This window comes from Streptomyces sp. NBC_00385 (assembly GCF_035917155.1).
GTDB lineage: Bacteria > Actinomycetota > Actinomycetes > Streptomycetales > Streptomycetaceae > Streptomyces > Streptomyces poriferorum.
Map to the genome: position 1 here is coordinate 936,864 of NZ_CP107951.1, position 19,944 is coordinate 956,807.

A 19,944-nucleotide genomic window follows, 5' to 3' on the forward strand; every position below is an offset into this window, starting at 1 on the left:
GCACTATGGGTTCGGTTGGACCCATAAAGTGGTAACCGGACGCTATGGCGCGGCGATTGCACTGTCAATAGGGTCCGATTGAGTCCAATAAGACGAGGGAGCGCACGTGGCGAACGAGCCGGGTACGAACGGGGCGGCGACGGATGACGGGGTGCCGCGGCCGGGGCAGCGCACGCCCTCTCGCGACATGGTCACGGAGATCCTGCGCAAGCGCATCGCCCTGGGCGGCTTCGCACCCGGCAGCCGGCTGCCCCCGGAACGGGAGCTGGCCGCCGCCCTCGGCGTCGGCCGCAACACCGTGCGCCAGGCCGTGCGCCACCTCGCCGACGAGGGCCTAGTCGTCACCACCCTGGGCCGTTCCGGCGGCACGCGGGTGCGTCCGGCACCGGCGGTGACCGGTGAACGCGCCGCCGTGGTCGCCGATTTCCGGGCCACCATCCGCGATCACATGGAGTACCGCACAGCCGTCGAGCCGTTCGCGGCCGGGCTCGCGGCCCGGCGGGGCTCCACCGTGGGCCGGCGCGCCCTGGTGCGCATGCTCGACGAAAAAGTTGCCGACCTGGCCGCCTATCACCAGGTGGACTCCCGGTTCCACCTGGCGATCGCCGCAGCGGCAGGCAACGAGGTGCTCACCGAGGCTGTGGCATCGGCCCGCACGGACATGTTCGTGCGCGCCAACGCACTGTGGCTGGAGTGCGACTGGTCGCTCGTCTACCCGGCCGACAGCGACCTTTCCGAGGTCTTCTGCGAGGAGCACCGGGCCATCGCACTCGCCGTGCTCGCCGGGGACGCCGAAGCGGCCGAGACCCGGATGCGCGAGCACCTGGAGGATTCCCACCGCCAGTTCCTGGTGCTGCTCGACCACTTCGAGACGATGGGCGAGAGCTGAAGAGCGCGGCCGCGCATTGACCTGCGGGCGCACCTGTGGCTAGCCTCCAAAATGGGTCCGGATGAATCCAATTAAGCCGCACCCGTGTCAGGCGCCGCCTCGGGCGCCCAGCTCCTGGAGGTACGGCACTGTGCACCGCTACGAAGAAGCCCTCGCCCGCACCGTTCTCGCTCACGTGGAGAACCGGCTGCGGCTGGATCCCGCACCGCTCGGCCGGCTGGGCGACGCGACGGAGCTGGACATCGCACTCAAGGACGCCCTCGGAAGCGAACCGGCCGACGCCACCGAGGTACTGCGCCTGTACGCCGACCACATCGAGCCCACCGTCGTCTCCTGCGACAGTCCGACCTTCCTGTCGTTCATCCCGGGCGCCCCGACCAAAGCCGCCGCCCTCTTCGACATGGTGCTCTCGGCCTCGTCCCTGCACGGAGTCTCCTGGCTGGAGGCGGCCGGGGCAGTTGCCGCGGAGAACCAGGTCCTGCGCCTGCTCGCCGACCTCGCGGGGATGCCCGCTGACGCCGGCGGCTGTTTCGTCAGCGGCGGCTCGGCGGGCAATCTCTCTGGACTCCTGGTCGCCCGCGACACCGCCCGCACCCTCGACGGCGCCCCAGTCGCCCGGCCCCGCGTCGCCGTCAGCGACCAGGCCCACTCCTCCATCGGCAGCACCCTGCGCATCATGGGCGTCGGCGCCCTCGTGGTCCCCACCACGGACCACCGCCTCACCGGCGAGGCAGTTCGCGCCGCGCTGGCAGCCGATCCCGACGCGGCGAGTGTCGTCGCCGTCGTCGCCACCGCGGGCACCACCAACGCCGGCATCGTCGACGACCTCGCGGGAGTCGCCGAGGTGGCCCGCGAGCACGGCCTGTGGTTCCACGTCGACGCGGCCTACGGCGGCGGGGCTCTGTTCTCGCCGCGCCTGCGCGAGCGTTTCGCGGGCATCGAGCACGCCGACTCCCTCGTCATCGACCCGCACAAGTGGCTGTTCACCCCGTTCGACTGCGGCGCCCTGATCTACCGAAACCCGGCGCTCGCGCGCACCGTGCACACCCAGGACGCCTCGTACCTGGACTGCATCCACACCGACGCCCCGCAGGAGTGGAACCCCAGCGACTACGCGTACCACCTCACGCGGCGCCCTCGCGGCCTCCCGCTCTGGTTCTCCCTCGCGGTCCACGGCACCGACGCCTACCGTGAGGCCGTCGAGGCCGGGCACCGGCTCGCGACGGAAACCGCCGAGCTGATCCGTGCCACCGACGGCCTGGAACTGCTGCGGGACCCGGAACTGTCGGTGGTGCTCCTGCGCCGCACCGGCTGGCGGCCCGAAGATTACGACACATGGTCGCGCCAGCTCCTGGAGCGGCAGATCGCCTTCGTGGTACCGACGGTATGGGAGGGCGAGACCGTGACCAGGTTCGCCTTCCTGCACCCGGGCCTGACTATGGACACCGTCCGGGACATCCTGGCCACGATGACGGCCGAACCGGCCCGTCCACACGAGGCTTGACAACCGCAGACCCAGGAGAGTCGGGCGCATCGCACCGACCCGGGAACAGGGGCGAGGCGGCGTCACGTGCTGGACCGTCGAGCACGGCGCCCTCCGCTGCCGCGCACGAGCGCTGCCGCCGAGAACAGCTCACCGCGCCACACGCTGCGATCGCAGCCCGCTGACGTACGTCCACCCACCACTGATCAGTCATGCGCAGACCGTAAATGTCGCCACCGGCACCCAGGACACAGGGCTCACCGCTACCGCGGGAACAGCCCGGTACCGCAAGCCCGTCGGCAGATCACGCAGATCGACCGATTGAGGTCCTTCCTCGGTGCGCAGCGCGGTGGGCGTTATTCAGTGATTCCGGTGAGGAGTTCCCGCGTGTGTTCGCCGAGATTGGGGGCCGCGGCACGGAAGGTGTCAAGACCGGCCCCGAAGGTGACAGGGAAGCGGGCCTGAGGTGGTGTGCCTGGCCCGCCGGGGCGGGTGAAGAGGTCGCGGGCCACGGCGTGCGGATCGGCCAGGAGCTCGGCGGGGCGGGTGATGACCGGCGCCCAGGGCGCCCCGATCGCCGTGAGGCGCTCTTGCCACCAGTCGTGGTCGCGGGCTGCGAACACCTTGGTGAGCAGCGCGTTGACCTCCGAGATGATTCATGGAGGCGGCTCCCTCTTCCCTACGAACGGTCCAACGATCATCCAAGCCTAGCGACCTCTGTTAAGACCTCTTAGCAGCCAAGACCGTGCCCCCATTTCAAGGTCGTCCTGGAGGCGTCCTCGCACGTCAGGACTGAGGCGAGAGGGGCAACTTTGCGCCGCCTTGAGGGTTCCCCTCAGCTGGCCGGGACTGACGCCACTCGTCGAGTGCCGCCTTCAGCAGAGCGCCGATCAAGTCGCCAGTCCATAGCCCCCTCGCGTACGCCATCCGCTCCAGGTCCCTGCGATCAGCCTTGGGCAATGTGACGAACTCCAGAGTCGAGTCCTTCTGGTGGTAGCCGCAGCACAGGATGCGCATACAGGTCGTCTCTGACTGCCCTGCCTCTGTCGACTCCCACGGCGGATAGGAGTAGCCCTGCAGCTTCTTCGTGCACCGTTCGACTTCCTCATGCTTCTCGAACCGGAGCCGCGGGGTCTTCACGTCGCCGTAGTGACGCTCGAACCACGTGCGCCGGGCGGCGCCCTGAATCTCGCGCTGCACTTGAGCTATTCGCTCCTTGATTCCCTCAACGGCCTGGAGCGGAAGTGCGTGGCGGGCGAAGCCGACCTTCGGGTGAGCGTGGTGCATCTTCATGTCAAACGCCCACTCGCTCGCACTCTTCTTGTGTTTCCAGCCGTTGCACCGGTCGCAGGCTGGAACAAGGTTCCACCAGATGTCCCGTCCCGCTTCGCTAGCCAGGGGTGCCTCGTGCTCCAGCGTTTCTGACTGCCTCTCGTCGCAGTACACGCAGCGACCGGCGTGGGCAGTTAGGACCATGATCCACACCCAGAGCGGCTGGTTGCCCCGGTCCCTGCTCAGCGCATCCTGCTTGGTCACGGCCACATCCACCCCTTTGTCGCATGGTTGTACGACACCATACGGAGAGGCACTGACAATTCGGCCGCTGATCAGTGCACCGCGTCGCGGCGTCAGATCGAAGGTCGGCGGGTGCAAGGTGGCAGCCTTCGCCGCCCGCCAGGCGGGAAGTCCCTGTGGTGCTCGGTGAAGCACGCCTTCCACTGACGTCGCTTCACCGCTGAGTCCAGAGCTGGACGCCGTCGCGGGCGGCGCAGACTTCATTCCGCCTGCGTAAGGGCGACTGCCGCCACTGAAGGAGCCAGGAAACCAATCTAGATCATCTTCCGTATGCGAGGCGTTAGTCGCCCAGGCAGTCAGGCCCTCTGGGCAGTTGGGGCGCGAGGCGCCCACTGGCGTAGCCACATACTTCTCAGACTTGCCCTCAGGTCGACAGCTTCGAGCAGCTACCTGTTCGGGTAGAAGTCGACGAGACGGCTAGCGTCCACGGCTGGCCAGGGGGATCGACGCCCCAGTGGCGTGACTCCGGGGCAGAAGCCACCGCAGAGCGCCTCGACCCGCTGAACACGCCACTCCGGATGCTCCTCATCCCCGAACCACGAGCAGACGACCTGAAGCCGTTCCTCGGGCACTGGACCCCCTACGGCCCCTGACACGAAACCCTCCTCGTGCCAGCCCTGCCGTGCCTCCCCGCCGTCTCACGATTACGACGTTGCCTGTAGCCGCGATCGCAGATCCGCCGCTCCCGTGAGCATCACACGGCCACGAACTGCGGAAAAGCCGAACGCGTCAGGCGTTCAAGCACAGTCGAACTCAGGGCGACGCCCAACCAGAGCGCTCCAGTGGGGCCTCGCCTCATGGCTTCGGGAGAGGCCCCGCGTGGCCCATCGGCAAGTCCTTCGCCCTATTACCGATGCCGTCACACACGTCCTGTCACGGCGCCTGTCACCAACACCGTCGACGCACCTGGACCACCAAGTCCAAACCCGCGTGAACAGCGTCGAATTGGACCAGGTGGACGCCAGAAGACGGTTCTGCCTACGTGTGCCATGTTGTCGCGAGGGAAGGGCCCAGGATCAGGACTGGAGCGTCTTTTGGCCCGTCAAAGCGGTATTGCAGGGTGTTCGTAGTCGTCTCACTCACCCGACCACGCTCCCACGTCTCACATTTCTCTCACGACAGGGGTCGGAAGACCGGTCAGACCGCCCCAGGTATCCGCCGCAGAACGAAGATCTTCCACGTCCGGCTTCACGTACCAGCGCTTCGTCGTCCCGACGTCGGCGTGCCCCGCCCACCGCGCGAGAAGGTGATCAGGAACCCCATGGTTCGCCAGGTAGGTGAAGCAACTCGCACGGGCATCGTACAAACGCACCCGCCGCAGCGCGTTACCGGCCATCACCTTGTACGCCTGCTCGCGCAACTGCCGCACGTCGAGCGGCGCCCCGAGATCGTCCACCAGCACATACCCGCTGCCCTCGTACGTCTGCCCCGCCGCGAGCTTATCCGCTGCTTGCGTGGCCTTGAAGCTCCTGAGAGCGTCTCTGACGGGAGCAGGCAGCGGAAGGCTCCGATCGCCGGCGAGCGACTTCGTGTCCTTCTCCACCACGGTCGTGTTCCCCATCAATGTGCGGGTGTTGGCAACGGCCAGGGTGGCTCGGTCCAGATCCAGATCGGCCCACCGCATGCCGCACACCTCCGCCGGGCGCAGCCCCATCAGCGAGAGGAGGAAGGGGGCGTACAGCCGGTGGTCCTTCACGGCAAGCACGAAGGCACGGACCTCCGCGACACTCCAGGGCGGAACCTCTGCCTTGACCCGCCGCTCGGCCCTGCGCACCTTCCGGGGGATCGTCACTTCCCGGGCGACATTCACCACAACCAGGCCCCGTGTCACGGCCCGGTTGAGGGCCTCCTTCAGCCGCGTGAGAGACATCTCCACCGAGGTGACCCCCAGCCCGGGCCCGGCCTTCGTAGCGCGTACCCGGCCCTCCCGAAGCGCCCACAGCATCCACGCCTCGACATCGTCCTCGGTGAGCTCCTGAAGCCGAATGTGCCCAAGCCTGCCCCGGACACGGTCCAGGGTCACCCTGTAGGTGGAGATCGTCGACTCTTCCAGGTCCTCCGCCTTCTTCGCGAGCCACTGATCGAGCCACACGTTCACGGTCATCGTGTGGCGTGGCACCAACGCCCCTTCATGACTCCGCACCGTGATCCGCGCGTACTCGGCCTTCGCCTCCCTGAGCGTGCCGAAGGTACGGGTCAACTGCTTACGCTTCCCAGTGGCCGGATGGGTCCCGACGTCGACCACAAACCGGTACCGGACCTGCCCCTTCGCGTTCGGCGGCAGCTTCTTGATCGGATCAGACAGGATCACTCACTCTCCTTAGGGGGCGTGGAAACTCCACATCAGCGAAGGCGCCGCTACATTTCAGCGAAGGGCACCGCGGTCGTCATGGCAGCAGACAACGGTGCTCGCCCCGTCCGGGGCTTGTGGTGTTGTCTGCTGCATCCGCCACGGCTCCGCTGCCAAGCACAGCCGAGTGCGAACACCCTCAATACTCGGGACGATCCCCGGTTTCGGTAACCGGGGATCATCTGCTACACACCGCCTCGCGAGGCGAGAGCTTGCCCGTCGCGGCTATGCCGACCGCCCGCGAGGGCCGCACGGTTGGATCGCCCCGGGTTCGGTAGAGACCTCAGATAGTGGTTGTGACCCTGGAGTTTCGTGGGCGTGAGGTAGTAGTTGTTCTCGTACTCGACGGGCGGGACGTGGCCTATCTCACCGTGGAGGTGCCGGTGGCAGTTCCAGTCGCCCCATTCAGCGGTGACCAGTTCGACCGGGGAGAGCGTATTCCAGGGCCGTTGCGGCTTGATCAATTCGGTTCCGTATAGACCGATGGTTGATTCCATCAGAGCGTTGTCCAGGGCGTCCCCGACCGATCCGATGCTCGCCGCGAGACCGGCTGCATCCAGGTGCTCGGCGAGACGGAAACTCGTGTAGTGCGACCCGGCATCTGAGTGATGGATCAACTCACTGTGCACATAAGGGTGTTGGCCGCAGTCGCGATGCCACAGCGCCATCTCCAGCGCGTCCAGGACGAGCCGGGTCTCCTTCGACGTGGAGGCGGACCAGCCCACGATGCGGCGTGAAAAGGTAGCCACAACGAAGGCGACGTAGACGACGCCCGTCCAGGTCGCAACGTAGGTGAAGTCCACGGCCCAGGTGGGGGGCGTAGCGGGTTGGGGCGGAGCGGAACGGCGTTTATCGGGCCGCCCCAAGATGAAATTCTGCGCTGCTTGTAGCTGCAAGGGCCGGCGACCCTACTGCAACCTAGCGAGTCCGAGAACAAGCGCCACGTAGAGCGCCAGGACGAGGACTTGCAGGGGAAGGGTGATGATGGTGTGCACTGCGCGATGCCACCGGTCTCCCAGGCCGAGGTGCGCACTGGCAGCCGCACTGACGCTCGGCGCAGCCTGCTCGTCGGCACCGGTGCGCTGCAGCGCACGCACCAACGCCCGCTGACTTCTGACCGACGTGAGACCGACGCGCACACCATGGCTGTCACGCACGACGACAGCATGGGACGTCCGCCCGCCGCGGGTGATGCTGGTGAGCAGCCGGACGTCTCGGATGCTTGTGAGGTCCAGCATGCGCGCGCCGGTCAGCGTCCGGGCGGTCACACGCGACATCGAGCACTGAACCAGCCCCGTTTCCTCGCACAGCACCTGGAGTAGGAGGAATCCGGCCAGCCCCGCGGTCACCGCGAGGATCACTGACGTGCCATCGGGAAGGATGTCCACCAGGGCCAGCAACCAGGCGATAAAGGGAGAAAGAATGAGGAATGCGGCGCCGGAGGCCGCGAGTCGGGCACGGGACCGGGCCGCGGCTGGTGTTATCTCGGCGGAATTCACGACAGCAGCGTATGCGCAGAGGTCAGGATCCGGCTCTCCGCATTCGCGTCGCCCGCTCGGCCCGGCGGGCGGCCAGTACCCCGAGGTCGGCACGCATGTGGGGCGGCACGAGGAACTTCGGGGCGTTGAACAGGACGACAGCCACCTCGCACAGGATGCAGAGGAGGATGACCGCCACGGTGAGGGCGAAGAGAACCGATATCGGGCCGGCCATTTCCACGTCCAAGAGACCCAGGAGGAGGAGGACCGTGACGCCCCAGAGGGACACGACGGTCAGGGCGAGGGACCGTACCTCTCCTCGTTTGACTTCCTTGCCGAACGGCATGAAGGCGAAGGTCTGCATGAAGTGGTCGACCAAGCCGGCGTCGCGCCAGAGCTGAGTGACCTTCCAGGTCATGAATGCGGACCCGGTCACGAAGAAGAGTCCGATGAAGTACGGCATTTGCGCGATCCCTCCATGTGCTGTTCGTGCACGGTCCCTCCTGCTGGGAGGGAGCCGCCGGGCAGGCCCTGCGGGTACGTGACGGCCTGCGGGGCCTGCCCGGCGCGTTGCGACGGCCTGGCTGTCAGCTGAACCAGCCCTTGACTCCCTTCCATCCCTTCGACATCACGTTGTTGACGGTTCCCGTCGCCATGATGCCTGCGACGGCTCCCGCGCCGGCGCCGATGGCCCCGCCGATGACGGTTCCCACGCCGGGCGCGATGGCGGTGCCGATCGTGGCTCCGAGAGTGGCCCCCATTTTGGTCGCTCCCATGACCACGACGGTGTCGACCGCGGTCTCCGCGACCGTCAGCGGAACGTCACCGCCTGTGCGGGAGACGGAAAGGGCCGCAAAGGGCCTCACCACACAATGATCACAGTCTCGGTACGGATCTCAGCGGCGTACGCATGACGCTTCTGGCCCTGTCACGCGCGCATGAAGCCGCCCGCTATTGCTTCGGTTGCGTCTGGACGTTGTGCGGAACTCGTCCGAGATCGTCGATGAGCTCTCAGCAGCGACCAGGCGCGTGACGCGGCCGCTGCCCGTGCGCTCGCTCAACTGGCCCAGTGGCGGCGGGCCGGGCTCGGTAGGGTGTGAGCAACGCGTCAAAATTCGCGCTGGTGTGCCGGGAAGTCTGGTCGGCGTTCAGGGGACAGGTGTCTCCGTCAGTCGTCCATCTCCCCGAGGGGTACGTCTTGTCCGACGCCGATCGTGAACGTCCGACGCTGCTTGGGCTGCTGCCCTGGGGCGAACGCCGAGCCGTCTCCGAGGCACTGCGAACCGAAACGGTCGGCGGCCTGGTGCTGCTCGTTGCCGCGTTGGTCGCCCTCGTGTGGGCGAACACTCCGTGGAGCGGGGCTTACGAGGCGGTGCGTGATGCCCACTTCGGGATCCCGTGGCTGGGCCTGGACCTGTCTGTGGGGCATTGGGCCTCGGATGGTCTGCTCACCGTGTTCTTCCTGGTCGCCGGAATCGAGCTGAAGCGGGAACTGGTGGTCGGGGAGCTCCGCACTCCGGCCGCAGCGGCCTTGCCCGTCGCCGCTGCCCTGTGCGGCATGGCGGTGCCCGCTGTTCTGTACGTCGCCGTCTCGTCGGCGTCGGGCGGTTCCCTGACCGGCTGGGCCGTTCCGATGGCGACCGACATCGCGTTCGCACTGGCCGTACTCGCGGTGCTGAGCACGAGTCTGCCCTCCGCATTGCGCGCCTTTCTGCTCACGCTGGCGGTCGTCGACGACCTCGGCGCCATTCTCATCATCGCTGTGTTCTTCACCAGTGATCTGAACCTGCTGGCCCTGGCCGGCGCTGTTGCCGGTCTCGTCCTCTTCTGGCTGCTGCAGCGCATGAGGGTGCGCGGCTGGTGGTGGTACGTGCCACTGGGCGTCGTCACCTGGGTGCTGATGTACAACGGCGGCATCCACGCCACGGTCGCCGGGGTCGCTATGGGGCTGATCCTCCGGACCACCCCGGACGGCCCCGGTGAGGGGCGGCGGGCCGAGAAGGTCTCGCCCGGCGACTGCACCGCCCATCTGTTGCGGCCGTTCTCCGCAGGCGTCGCCGTCCCGCTGTTCGCACTGTTCGCCGCAGGTGTCAGTGTTTCTCCGGCGGCTCTGCAGGCGGTGTTCACCCGCCCGGAGCCACTGGGCGTCATAGTCGGTCTGGTGGTGGGCAAGACCGTCGGGATCTTCGCCGGGACCTACCTCACCGCCCGCTTCACCCGGGCCCGGCTCAACCCGGACCTGGCATGGGCCGATGTACTGGGCCTCTCGGTCCTGGCCGGCATCGGGTTCACCGTGGCACTCCTGATCGGGGAACTCTCCTTCCCCGACCCGGCCCAGGCCGATCACATCAAAGCCGCGGTCCTCGTGGCTTCCCTCACCGCCGCCACGGTCGCAGCCATCCTCCTCAAACGCCGTGACCGCATCTACCGGCGCCTGTGCAAGGCCGAAGACCTGGACGACGACCACGACGGCATTCCCGACATCTACCAGCACAACCCGGGCGGTGGAAGATGAACCAGCACCACGCGTACCTGGCCAAGGCAGCCGTCTGGCTGGCCCTCACCGCTGTGTCACTCTGGGCCGGCGCCACACTTCACTCCGACGCCGCGCAGTTGCTCTGCCTACTGGCAGCAGCGACCGCGCTCCGGATGATGCTGGTCACCGCCCGTTCGCTGCTGTACTTGCACAGGGGCATAGATGTCTCTGCACCGGCCGTGGTGCGGCTTCGCGGAGAGATCACCGCACGCAACGCCCAGCGATTCGGCCGCCGCATCACCACAGCACTCACCTCCACGCCACCGCAACTACAGGTGGACATGCGCCAAGTCAGCCTCCTCACCACGGAAGGCACCCAGGTCCTGTTCACGGCCGTGCGCAACGCACGCCACAGAGAAACCTCCGTGGTGGTCATCGGCGCCAACGCCCAGGTACGCAGCACCCTCCACCGTGTCGGCCTGGACCATTTCCTCACCTACACCGATAAGACCGGCACCTGAATCGTGCCCACCAGAACCAAGCTCTCCTGGTCCGGCTCAGCGCCGGGCCCGGAACGTGACAGCGGGGGTCGAACATGGGGCAGGACCGCACCACCGACACGTTCGACGACTATGCCGCGCTGCTGGCGTCCTCCTCGATCACCGGACGACGGCTCACCCGGACCGAACTGGAACCGCTCCGCGAATTCGGGGAGGAGGCAGCCGGCGGCGGTTCGTCCCTGCGCTCCCCGATCGTTCAGCACATCGCGGAGATACGAGCCGCCTGGCCGGGTCTGCCCGGTACTCCGGACGACGTGCTCAGCGCGGTTCAGCAGACTGTCGAAGCTCTCTGTGAGGGGTACGAAAGAGCACAGCGGTTTGCGGTGCGGCAGCAGGAGGCAGCGCGGCGTGAGTTCATCGATGACCTCCTCTACGGGCGCAGCGACCTGGGCCGCCTTGCCGAGCGGGCCGAACGCTTCGGCCTGCAGCTCTCCCACGCCCATGCCGTGGCCGTCGCGCAGGGGCCTGCCCCCTACGCAGAAGGCGACTCGGTACCAAGGCGTGTCGAACGCGCGGTCATCGGCCGGTTCGGGGAACGCAGGATTCTGCTCACCACCAAGGAGGGTCTGCTCGTCTGCGTCGCCCCGGGCGACCAGACGGACGTCCTCACCTACTTCGCCCGGCAGGCGTACGCCGCGACGGACGGCGGCCGCACAGCGATTGGGCGGACCCACCGGGGCGCCGGCGGAGTCGTCCACTCCTACGAGGAAGCCCGCAGCGCCCTGGACCTGGCCGGCCGGCTGGAGCTGGAGGAGCCCGTACTTCATGCCTCGAACCTGCTCGTCTACCCCGTCCTGACCCGGGACCGTCAGGCCATGGCCGACCTAGTCCTCACGACTCTGGGTCCACTCCTCGCAGCACGCGGTGGCCCTGAACCCTTCCTGCAGACCCTCACGGCCTACTTCGACGCCGGCTGCGTGGCTGCCGAGGCCGCCCGCCGGCTCGCCCTCAGCGTGCGAGCACTCACCTACCGCCTTGAACGCATCCACCAACTCACCGGATCCGACCCGACAGACCCCCGCCACCGCTACACACTGCAGACAGCCGTGATCGGGGCCCGCCTCCTCAACTGGCCCGAACAGAAGCTGTAGGCCCGCCGGTGAACCGTACGGCGGGGCACGGATCAGGCGCGAAATGCTCAGGACAGCACCGGGGGTAAAGCCCGGCGGACCGCCTGGCCAGACCGGTACCAAGGCTGGCATGGGGAGGCTTCGATTGCGTAACGAGGCTTCCCCGCGGACTCTTGGCTGGTGCAATCTTTGCGTAACCTAAAGGAATGCACTCGGCACAGCCGGGAGGGTGGCACGAGCGGAGAAACACCATGACCAGCAGCGAGCAGCGGCACAGAGCCGTGCTGCTGGCCTGCTTTCCGGCCGTGGCCATGGTGATCGTCACCTTGGTGGACCTCACGGCGGGCCCCACCGTGGGGTTCCTTCCTCTGGTATCGCTCGGGCCGGCCTTCGCCGGACTGATCGGAACGTGGCGGCGTCCCGCGCTGACGGGTGCCGCAGCGCTGGTCCTCTGCGTGGGCCTCGGCATGTACGACGGGCTGTTCGACACGCGCCGCGGCTTCACGGCCATGTGCTCGGTGGCAGGAGTCACCGTGGCCGCTGTCGCCGCGGCCTTCATGCGGGGGCGGCGCGAGGAGGAGCTGGCCAGTGTCCGCTCCATCGCCGAGGTGGCGCAGCGAGTACTGCTGCGGCCGGTGCCGCCCAGCGCGGGCTCGCTGCGCATCGCCGTCTCATACACCTCCGCAGTCGCGGAGGCCCGGATCGGCGGAGACCTGTACGAGGTGGTGTCCACACCTCACGGGATCCGCGTCATCGTCGGCGATGTGCAGGGCAAGGGCCTTGCGGCGGTGGAGACAGCCGCTGTCGTTCTGGGCGCCTTCCGCGAGGCCGCACACGACGCGCGGGACCTGACGGAACTCGGCACTCGTCTCGAACGCAGCGTGGCCCGCGAGGTGAACGGTGAGAAGTTCGTGACCGCCGTCTTGGCGGAGGTGAGGGACGAGGAAGTGGTCCTCCTCAACCATGGGCATCCGGCCCCGATGTTCGTCCGTCGTGACGGCACCGTCGATTTTCCGCTCCCCACTGCCTACGCGCTTCCGCTGGGACTGGGCCTGCACGGCGGGCAACCCCCACAGCCTTACCGCGCCCGCTTCGGCCCGGGCGACCAGCTGCTGCTGTACACCGACGGCGTCACGGAAGCACGGGACCGTACAGGCACCTTCTACCCTCTGGGTAACCGGACCGCTCTGCTCGCAGCCACCGACGCCCAGACAGCCCTCGAGACATTGCGCGAAGACGTGGTCCGCCACGTCGACGGCCCCCTGCACGACGACGCCGCGATGCTGTTGCTGCGCTACCACCAGCAATGAAGAACCAGTCCGGGCGGAAGGGGGGCCACGGACGAGACCCTGTGGCCGATACCCCTCCGGCTCCGCGGGTCCGGAATGCGCAGTCGGACCTGCCTCATCGAGTGGGTACGGCCACCGCCCTGAGACAGCGCACTGTCCTGCTGTCCACCGGGCAGCGCCCAAGGCAACACAGATCGCTACTGCCTCCCTCAAGCACCCACCCAACCAAGCCCCGGAGGGGAGTATGCAGGACCGAAGCCCCCTGGCCAACCACATGCGCAGAACCCTCCTGGGGCCCGCCGAATACCCGGGTGCCCCACCGGTGTGGCTGGTGACCGAGGGGCTTGTCGTCGCCGCTGTCGCGGTGCTCGCTGTGACCGGCCTCGGAGCCGCCTCGGTCCTCGTCGGAATTCCGACGAAACATGCCGAAGGGCTGGGTTCCGCCGCCGTCTGCGGCGTACTGATCTACCTCCTGGCGGCGAAGAGCGGCAAGCTGCTGGTGGGGGCAGCCGCTGTCGTGGGCCTGCTGCTTGCCTTCGCGGTTCCACGGACCACGGCCGACTCGGTCCTGGCCGAACTGGGCCGACGGCAGGACGTGGTGGTGACGGGAGTGGCGTACGCCCCCGACGGGACAACACGCAAGGCGAAGTACCTCTGCTCCGTGCGGCACATGGACGGCACGGAAGTACCGGTCCAGCTCTGGAGGGGCTGCGGTCCCGCCGTCGGGCCAGGTGACCGCATCGGCATGGTCTACGACCCCGCGGGGCGGGTCCCCCCGCGCGGTGTGGCGCCCTGGAATCCGCTGTGGCCACTGACCTGGTGCGTCCTGCTTGCCGCCACCTTCGGCACGGTCTGCGTGATCACAGTGGTGCGCTCCTACCGACTCGCTCCGGCCGGACCGTAATCCGCTGTCCACCAACGGTACGGACCTGCACATTCTCCTCCCGGCAGGCCGCCCACCGCATGATCGGCATCACAGCGCAGATGGGTCGCCCGACGATCTTGCTGTCCCCCGACCAGCGCCAGAGACCGGACATACATGGCTAATTCGGCGCGCACCGAGACCGCCCGGCCAAGCCGGCGAAGGGCCGACTTGACTAGCTTTGCATAATGCAATGAAAGAGAGGGCCGAGCAGCTCACGCCCCTCGGCGATCGACGGCAAGGATGGGGACAGATTCCGCATGGCCCGTTTCCAACGGTTCCGGACCGCTCCGCTGGGGCTGATGGTGATGGCCTTGGTCATCGGAGCGGGAGCCGGGGCCGGTTCGATCGTCTTCCGATGGTGCATCGAAGCGTTCACCAGGCTGTTCTCCGGTCACACCGACTACGCGTCGGCTCCCGGCAGCGACCATCCGCATGTGGCGTGGCTGGGCCCCGGCTTCGTGGTCCTGGCCCCGGTGATCGGCGGTCTTCTCTACGGTCCGCTGGTCAACCGGTTCGCCAAGGAGGCACGCGGGCACGGGGTGCCCGAGGTCATGCTCGCCGTCGTTCAGTGCGGCGGACGCATCAGTCCCAAGGTCGCCGTCGTCAAGACGCTCGCGTCCGCGCTGACGATCGGCTCCGGCGGATCGGTGGGCCGGGAAGGGCCCATCGTCCAGATCGGCTCCGCTCTGGGCTCGACCCTCGGACGGGTGACGAAGGTGACCGAGGGCCGGATGAAACTCCTGGTCGCCTGCGGCGCGGCCGGCGGGATCGCGGCGACGTTCAACGCACCACTGGCAGGCGTCTTCTTCGCCATGGAGCTGATCCTGGGAACGTTCAGCGTGGAGGCGTTCGGCGCCACGGTGCTCGCCAGCGTCACCGCCAGTGTCATCGGGCGCGCCGCCTTCGGCGATGTCGCTTTCCTCAGCCTCCCCGCGTTCCACGTCGAGCACCTGACGCAGTACGGCCTGTTCGCTCTCCTCGGCATCCTGGCGGGCGTGGCCGGCATCGTCTTCACGCGCGTTCTGTACGCGATCGAGGACGCCTGCGACTGGGCCTGGCGCGGCCCGGAATGGCTCCGCCCTGCTGTGGGCGGCCTGGCCCTCGGACTGGTCCTCCTCGCTCTCCCCGAAATGTACGGCGTGGGATACCCCGTGCTGGAGAAGGCCACGGAAGGCCGCTATGCCGTGGGCTTCCTCCTGCTGCTCCTGGTCGGGAAAATGGTGGCCACCAGCGTGACGATCGGCATCGGCGGGTCCGGCGGAGTCTTCGCGCCGAGTCTGTTCATCGGGGCGATGCTCGGCGCCGCCTTCGGCGCTACGGCGGCGGAAGTCATGCCTGCCACCGCGGGGGCAATCGGCGCCTACGCTCTGGTGGGCATGGGCGCAGTGTTCGCCGGCGCTTCACGGGCACCGATCACAGCAGTCGTCATCCTGTTCGAACTCACCGGCGAGTACACGATCATCCTGCCTCTGATGCTCGCCATCGTGCTCGCGACGGCAACAAGCCGCATGCTGTCCCACGAGACGATCTACACCCTCAAACTCCTTCGCCGGGGCATCGATCTCGCACGCCCCGCGCACGGTGCCCGAATCGGCCGGCAACAGGTCGCCGATGTCATGGAAACACTTCCCACCGCCGTGCCGGCGACGAGTCCCCTGAGCGAGGCATCCGGGCTGCTGAGCCTGTCCGGGCACGGTGCACTGCCGGTACTCGACGCCTCCGGTGACTACTTGGGAGTGGTCACCGCACAGTCCGCCGCCCAGGCACTCGCCCAGCAGCCCGCAGGCGCGCCGACGCTGGTCGGTGAGATCGCCGAGCAGCCACCCCGCGTCACTACGAGCGACTCGCTCGCCACCGCCCTGAAGGAACTGGTCGACGCATCAGGCACCGGCGTCCCCGTCCTGGATGAAACGACAGGCAGGCCCGTCGGCTGGCTCAGCCACCAGGGAACCCTGCGCGCCCTGCACGCAGCACCCTCGACCCCGCCTTCCCAACGCGCCCCCTCACATGTGCCTCTGAGCGTATCGACACACTCACAGACACCCGCCTGAGAGCGTCGCCGCCCCTGGCAACGCCTCCCTCGTTCAGATGCGGCCCGACGATGCGTCCCGCCGCTCGAAGGGGTTGTCAGGTGGTGGGACCGGCCTGGAGATCAGGCCAGCCCAGCGGGTACGCGCCGCCAGGCTCAGCCGGTTGCGCAATCGGTTCCCCGCCCGCCTCACTGAATGCCGTCAGCGCCTCGACCAGAACCGTTCTCTGCCCCGGAGCGAGCCTTTCGACAATGCGCGTGATCTCCTGGCGCCTGCGCGCGGTGACGTCCTCGACCGTCCGGTGGCCCTCTTCGGTGAGCCGGAGCTGGGTCTCCCGCTTGTTGTCAGGATTGACCTGCCGGTCCGCAAGCCCTGCGGCGATCAGCCGGTCGACCATCCGCATGGCGGTCGACGGCGCCACGTGCAGCAGATCGGCCAGAGCGACGAGCTTCGTGGTCCCGCGCGTCGACAGCACCACCAGCATGCGGAACTGCGCGAGCGTCACACGCTCCTCGATCTCGGACAATGACCGTGCCGACACAGCAACCAGTACCCGCGACGCCGCGATGACCGCACGGGTCACTCCCTCAACATCACTCGTGCCCCCGATCGGGGCCTCTCTCTCGGCCATGCCCCCTTTCTACCGCGCAGGCAGGCTCCTGTGTGCAGTGGCCTCCACTCAGGGCGCACGGGACCGGCAGCTCGAACGCCTTCCTCCTCTCAGCATTCGCCGCTCGGGCGACCCCACGTCCCGGGCTACTCCGACGAGAAAATCGCGCAGGGCAAGCACCACACTCAAGCGCTGCCGGGCCTTGCCAGGCGTCGGGCCGATGTCCACTACGCCATGCTGCGCGACGGAACTCTCTACGAACCGCGGCCGGTCAGCCCATGACCGCCGTCATTGTCAGGCGTCACCCCGGCGGGGAATCAGGGTCTGCTTCCAGAACGGCCAGCAGCTCCGCGAAGCGCTGGTCCCGCGAGGTCCCCGTGGCCAGCTCGCTGAGAGCATATGCCGTGGTCTTGAAGCCGTCTCCGTGGTGGAACTCCGCACCCCACGCGCCAAGCCGCACGAAAGCCACCTCGTCCAGGAGAAGACGGTCGGTCCCCCATGGGTTGACCGCCACGATGCCGCCAGGGCCGACCTCGAGCCGGACCCTGAGAATCGTCCACCAGAAGAACACCACAACGCCAACCGCCAGCCCCGTCCACAGTCCGGCCGACCCCGCGGTCTCCGCTGCCGGAGACAAGGCCCACACTCCCCAGCCAATGACCGCCTTCACCCCTACGACGACAGGAATGACATAGGCCGCCACGAGAACCGGCCCTTCCACCCGCCACACCGACACCGAGTCCCCACCCTGGTCATTCATGCCCGCATCGCGAGTAACGTGTCTTGACCAATCCCGTAGGAACACCCTCCGGCTGCAAGTCACCGCTTGACCCGGTAGAGCTCTATGTCGCGGTTCACGAACAGGTGGACGTATCCGCAGTCCCAGCAGATGAGACCTGTCGCCGACTCATCGGCCCACGCCAGCTTCAAGAACTCCATGCCGGAACTGTTGAGCTTGACCTCGCGGTCCCGGAAGATCTCACACTCGCAGACATGACAGCGGAACCAGATACCGCCGAGCAGCGCATGTACCGGTTTGGCCATGGGCCTTTCCCCTTCCTGTGGTCGGCTTCAGACGGAACTGATCTCCTTGCTGTTCTCGGCCACGCCCCTCGACGCCGGTTCCACGGCGGCGTTCTCAGGAATGCCTGCCAGGTCATCAATATCGAAGAGTCGCGCGATCGGTACGTCCGTGCTGCTGTGAGCGATGATCGAGAACGCAATGCACACGGCAATCAGGGTGTACGCAGCTTCTCCTTGCGGGATGCCCGCCTGGAGCACCAGTAGGCCATAGACCACCGAAGCAAAGCCCTTGGGCCCGAACCACGCAGCGACCATCCGCTCCCGGCGGTCGAAGCGCGTCCCGATCAGGGAAAGCAGTAGTGAGGCCGGCCGAATCAGCACGATGGCCAGCACCACCGCCACGTATCCGCCCAGGGACAGGTCTCCGAAGAGCTGAGGTGTCAGCAGAGCACCGAAGACGAGCAGAGCCGCGAACTTGGCCAGCTCGGCCAGTGCCTCGCCGAGCGGTTCGAAAGCGGCCTTCGCTTCCGGGGAGATCGCCGCGAGAACAGCGCCCGCGGAGAACGCGGCAAGGTACGGGTTGGCGTGGGTGAGGTGACAGAGCGCGTAGAGGATGATCCCTGCGGCCAGCGGCAGCAAGGGCTGCAGCTTCGGCTCCGCACCCAGTAGCCGCAACCGCACAAGCCCGTTGACCAGCAGGGGCAGCACCACCCCGAAGGCGAGCCCCAGGCCCAGTTCGAGACCGATCTTCGGAAGGGAGGCTTCGGCGTGACCGGTGGTCGGCCCGGCAGCCGCTATGAGGATCAGTACGACCGGCAGCGCGAGCCCGTCGTTGATACCACTCTCCACATTGAGCAACTGCCGCAGCTTGGCCGGAACTTCCTTACGCCCCACGATCGCGGAGGCGAAGACCGGATCCGTGGGCGCCAGTACCGCTCCGACCAGGAACGATGTCATCCAGTCGAGCCCCGCCACGTAGTGGGTGACCAGCGCCATGCCGACGAAGGCCAGGGGCATTCCCAGGCCAAGGGCCCGGGCTGGGTTCTTCCACTGGGCGCGCAGCTTCGGGAACGAGACGTGCATGCCATCGGTGAACAACACAGCGAACAGCGCCAGATCAGCAGTGACACCGACGATTTCACTGTCGGGAGTGATGTGGATCAGGCCGAGGAAACCGTCACTGACCAGTGCACCGCCGACAAGGAACAGGAAGGAGGTGGACAGAACGGTCCGGGCGGCAAGCCCGGAGAGCAGCACCGCGATGAGCAGCGCGGCTCCGAAGACGGCAACGAGCACCATGAGTGGATTCCCTCGGTCAGCGAAGACAGTTGTCCCTTGTTCGCCGACCAGGCTTCCCGGCACTCCGAGGAGGATTTTACACTCTCCTGACGCACTCCTGCCAGGTACATGCCGCCGCGGTCAATCCGTCAGTGGCCGGGCGCCTCGGCCCCGCCGTGAGCACTTCAACGCCGCCACCGAGCTCAATGGCCACCCACGCAAAAACGCCCGGCGCGGAAACCTCCGGCCAAGGACCGGCGTCAGCTCCTCCGAACATCCGGCCAAGCGCGCAATTCCAGGCACCGGCTGCCCGCGCCGGCCCTAATGAGGTTCCGCCACCTTGAAGCGGCTGGTCAGCGGGGTGGCGTGAACTCGTTTCGGGGTGCTCGTGCTGGTCGTGGGCGGCAGCCTGAGTTGTAGATCGTCCTGCGGGCTGGTTTTGCCGATGAGTTCACCGTCCTCCAACGGTCTACCAAGCGATACGACCGTTCTCGACAGGAGTGCAATGTCCACCATCCAGCCAGTGATCGTGACTGCCGACCAGGACGTTCTGCTCGGCTTCTATACGAAATTGTTCGGCGCTGAGGAGATCTTCCGGGTACCAGCGAAAGGCCCGGCCTTCTACCTCGGCTTGCGCATCGGCGACACCGACCTCGGGCTGGTGGCCAAGGCGAACCCGGGGACTGGGGCGGCGTCGCGGATCCTGCTCAGCATCGGTGTCGACGACGTCGACGAGACGCTCGGCCAGGTGGAGGCGCTCGGCGGCTCGGTCAGCGGAGGCCCCAACGACATGCCGTGGGGACAGCGCGTCGCCCACATCAAGGACCCGGACGGCAACCCGGTGAACCTCACTCAGCCGATCCCGGCCCGGTGACGCGGTTCCGGAGGCACGTGCTGCTCGTGCGCCT

Annotated in this window: 20 protein-coding genes and 1 pseudogene; 10 read left to right on the forward strand and 11 right to left on the reverse strand. The window is 67.4% G+C overall.

All coding sequences use genetic code 11. The annotated features are described in order from the left end of the window. The first annotated feature begins 106 nt into the window (after nucleotides 1–106). Nucleotides 107–889, forward strand: a complete 783-nt coding sequence (locus OG959_RS04140; protein ID WP_326656656.1) for a FadR/GntR family transcriptional regulator — start codon at nucleotides 107–109, stop codon at nucleotides 887–889. 130 nt (nucleotides 890–1,019) lie between these two features. Beyond that, nucleotides 1,020–2,393 (forward strand): pyridoxal phosphate-dependent decarboxylase family protein, encoded by a 1,374-nt coding sequence (locus tag OG959_RS04145; protein WP_326656657.1) that lies wholly within the window; start codon nucleotides 1,020–1,022, stop codon nucleotides 2,391–2,393. A gap of 335 nt (nucleotides 2,394–2,728) precedes the next feature. Here the strand turns inward: OG959_RS04145 and OG959_RS04150 are convergent, their stop codons facing one another. From OG959_RS04150 to OG959_RS04180, 7 genes are all read right to left on the reverse strand, one after another. Beyond that, nucleotides 2,729–3,028 (reverse strand): CoA transferase, encoded by a 300-nt coding sequence (locus OG959_RS04150; protein WP_326666202.1) that lies wholly within the window; start codon nucleotides 3,026–3,028, stop codon nucleotides 2,729–2,731. 130 nt (nucleotides 3,029–3,158) lie between these two features. Next, nucleotides 3,159–3,908, reverse strand: a complete 750-nt coding sequence (locus OG959_RS04155) for an HNH endonuclease signature motif containing protein (protein ID WP_326656658.1) — start codon at nucleotides 3,906–3,908, stop codon at nucleotides 3,159–3,161. Nucleotides 3,909–5,049: 1,141 nt separating this feature from the next. Continuing rightward, on the reverse strand, nucleotides 5,050–6,258 hold the full coding sequence (locus OG959_RS04160) for a tyrosine-type recombinase/integrase (RefSeq protein ID WP_326656659.1): 1,209 nt from the start codon (nucleotides 6,256–6,258) through the stop codon (nucleotides 5,050–5,052). A 224-nt stretch (nucleotides 6,259–6,482) separates the two neighbouring features. Then, nucleotides 6,483–7,100: a DDE-type integrase/transposase/recombinase gene (locus OG959_RS04165; RefSeq protein ID WP_326656660.1), complete on the reverse strand. Its 618-nt coding sequence runs from the start codon at nucleotides 7,098–7,100 to the stop codon at nucleotides 6,483–6,485. Between the two features lie 105 nt (nucleotides 7,101–7,205). Continuing rightward, nucleotides 7,206–7,796 (reverse strand): hypothetical protein, encoded by a 591-nt coding sequence (locus OG959_RS04170; protein ID WP_326656661.1) that lies wholly within the window; start codon nucleotides 7,794–7,796, stop codon nucleotides 7,206–7,208. A 22-nt stretch (nucleotides 7,797–7,818) separates the two neighbouring features. Further along, nucleotides 7,819–8,238: a hypothetical protein gene (locus OG959_RS04175; protein ID WP_326656662.1), complete on the reverse strand. Its 420-nt coding sequence runs from the start codon at nucleotides 8,236–8,238 to the stop codon at nucleotides 7,819–7,821. 124 nt (nucleotides 8,239–8,362) lie between these two features. Beyond that, nucleotides 8,363–8,641: a hypothetical protein gene (locus tag OG959_RS04180; RefSeq protein ID WP_326656663.1), complete on the reverse strand. Its 279-nt coding sequence runs from the start codon at nucleotides 8,639–8,641 to the stop codon at nucleotides 8,363–8,365. Between the two features lie 332 nt (nucleotides 8,642–8,973). Between OG959_RS04180 and nhaA the strand changes: the two genes are divergently transcribed. From nhaA to OG959_RS04210, 6 genes are all read left to right on the forward strand, one after another. Beyond that, nucleotides 8,974–10,290, forward strand: a complete 1,317-nt coding sequence (gene nhaA / locus OG959_RS04185; RefSeq protein WP_326656664.1) for a Na+/H+ antiporter NhaA — start codon at nucleotides 8,974–8,976, stop codon at nucleotides 10,288–10,290. Beyond that, nucleotides 10,287–10,772: an STAS domain-containing protein gene (locus tag OG959_RS04190; RefSeq protein ID WP_326656665.1), complete on the forward strand. Its 486-nt coding sequence runs from the start codon at nucleotides 10,287–10,289 to the stop codon at nucleotides 10,770–10,772. The genes nhaA and OG959_RS04190 overlap by 4 nt, the downstream gene beginning before the upstream one ends. 74 nt (nucleotides 10,773–10,846) lie before the next feature. Next, nucleotides 10,847–11,902, forward strand: a complete 1,056-nt coding sequence (locus OG959_RS04195) for a PucR family transcriptional regulator (protein ID WP_326656666.1) — start codon at nucleotides 10,847–10,849, stop codon at nucleotides 11,900–11,902. 230 nt (nucleotides 11,903–12,132) lie between these two features. Next, on the forward strand, nucleotides 12,133–13,191 hold the full coding sequence (locus OG959_RS04200; RefSeq protein WP_326656667.1) for a PP2C family protein-serine/threonine phosphatase: 1,059 nt from the start codon (nucleotides 12,133–12,135) through the stop codon (nucleotides 13,189–13,191). 223 nt (nucleotides 13,192–13,414) lie between these two features. Then, nucleotides 13,415–14,074 (forward strand): hypothetical protein, encoded by a 660-nt coding sequence (locus OG959_RS04205; RefSeq protein ID WP_219568456.1) that lies wholly within the window; start codon nucleotides 13,415–13,417, stop codon nucleotides 14,072–14,074. Between the two features lie 320 nt (nucleotides 14,075–14,394). Then, the gene (locus OG959_RS04210; RefSeq protein ID WP_326666203.1) at nucleotides 14,395–16,146 is read left to right on the forward strand and encodes a chloride channel protein; all 1,752 of its coding nucleotides are present in this window, start codon (nucleotides 14,395–14,397) and stop codon (nucleotides 16,144–16,146) included. Between the two features lie 76 nt (nucleotides 16,147–16,222). Here OG959_RS04210 and OG959_RS04215 read toward each other — a convergent pair whose 3' ends face one another. Next, the gene (locus tag OG959_RS04215; RefSeq protein WP_326656668.1) at nucleotides 16,223–16,756 is read right to left on the reverse strand and encodes a MarR family winged helix-turn-helix transcriptional regulator; all 534 of its coding nucleotides are present in this window, start codon (nucleotides 16,754–16,756) and stop codon (nucleotides 16,223–16,225) included. 77 nt (nucleotides 16,757–16,833) lie between these two features. Between OG959_RS04215 and OG959_RS38620 the strand changes: the two are divergent. Next, a pseudogene (locus OG959_RS38620) lies at nucleotides 16,834–17,017 on the forward strand (IS110 family transposase); the annotation flags it as partial. A 19-nt stretch (nucleotides 17,018–17,036) separates the two neighbouring features. Here the strand turns inward: OG959_RS38620 and OG959_RS04220 are convergent. From OG959_RS04220 to OG959_RS04230, 3 genes are read right to left on the reverse strand one after another with little or no spacing between them, the layout of a single operon-like run. Then, nucleotides 17,037–17,495, reverse strand: coding sequence for a hypothetical protein (locus OG959_RS04220; RefSeq protein ID WP_326656669.1), 459 nt, complete (start codon nucleotides 17,493–17,495; stop codon nucleotides 17,037–17,039). A gap of 59 nt (nucleotides 17,496–17,554) precedes the next feature. Next, complete coding sequence (locus OG959_RS04225; RefSeq protein ID WP_326656670.1) at nucleotides 17,555–17,779, reverse strand: hypothetical protein; 225 nt, start codon at nucleotides 17,777–17,779, stop codon at nucleotides 17,555–17,557. 27 nt (nucleotides 17,780–17,806) lie between these two features. After that, complete coding sequence (locus OG959_RS04230; RefSeq protein WP_219568460.1) at nucleotides 17,807–19,057, reverse strand: cation:proton antiporter; 1,251 nt, start codon at nucleotides 19,055–19,057, stop codon at nucleotides 17,807–17,809. Between the two features lie 484 nt (nucleotides 19,058–19,541). Between OG959_RS04230 and OG959_RS04235 the strand changes: the two genes are divergently transcribed. After that, the gene (locus OG959_RS04235; protein WP_326656671.1) at nucleotides 19,542–19,910 is read left to right on the forward strand and encodes a VOC family protein; all 369 of its coding nucleotides are present in this window, start codon (nucleotides 19,542–19,544) and stop codon (nucleotides 19,908–19,910) included. Nucleotides 19,911–19,944: the final 34 nt, after the last annotated feature.

What these genes read in the sequence shown, in the direction of transcription:
- OG959_RS04175 (WP_326656662.1), bottom strand. Translation starts at nt 8,238, where the DNA reads ATGCCGTACTTCATCGGACTCTTCTTCGTGACCGGGTCCGCATTCATG.
- OG959_RS04190 (WP_326656665.1), top strand. Translation starts at nt 10,287, where the DNA reads ATGAACCAGCACCACGCGTACCTGGCCAAGGCAGCCGTCTGGCTGGCC.
- OG959_RS04195 (WP_326656666.1), top strand. Translation starts at nt 10,847, where the DNA reads ATGGGGCAGGACCGCACCACCGACACGTTCGACGACTATGCCGCGCTG.
- OG959_RS04200 (WP_326656667.1), top strand. Translation starts at nt 12,133, where the DNA reads ATGACCAGCAGCGAGCAGCGGCACAGAGCCGTGCTGCTGGCCTGCTTT.
- OG959_RS04205 (WP_219568456.1), top strand. Translation starts at nt 13,415, where the DNA reads ATGCAGGACCGAAGCCCCCTGGCCAACCACATGCGCAGAACCCTCCTG.
- OG959_RS04210 (WP_326666203.1), top strand. Translation starts at nt 14,395, where the DNA reads ATGGTGATGGCCTTGGTCATCGGAGCGGGAGCCGGGGCCGGTTCGATC.
- OG959_RS04215 (WP_326656668.1), bottom strand. Translation starts at nt 16,756, where the DNA reads ATGGCCGAGAGAGAGGCCCCGATCGGGGGCACGAGTGATGTTGAGGGA.
- OG959_RS04220 (WP_326656669.1), bottom strand. Translation starts at nt 17,495, where the DNA reads ATGAATGACCAGGGTGGGGACTCGGTGTCGGTGTGGCGGGTGGAAGGG.
- OG959_RS04225 (WP_326656670.1), bottom strand. Translation starts at nt 17,779, where the DNA reads ATGGCCAAACCGGTACATGCGCTGCTCGGCGGTATCTGGTTCCGCTGT.
- OG959_RS04230 (WP_219568460.1), bottom strand. Translation starts at nt 19,057, where the DNA reads ATGGTGCTCGTTGCCGTCTTCGGAGCCGCGCTGCTCATCGCGGTGCTG.
- OG959_RS04235 (WP_326656671.1), top strand. Translation starts at nt 19,542, where the DNA reads ATGTCCACCATCCAGCCAGTGATCGTGACTGCCGACCAGGACGTTCTG.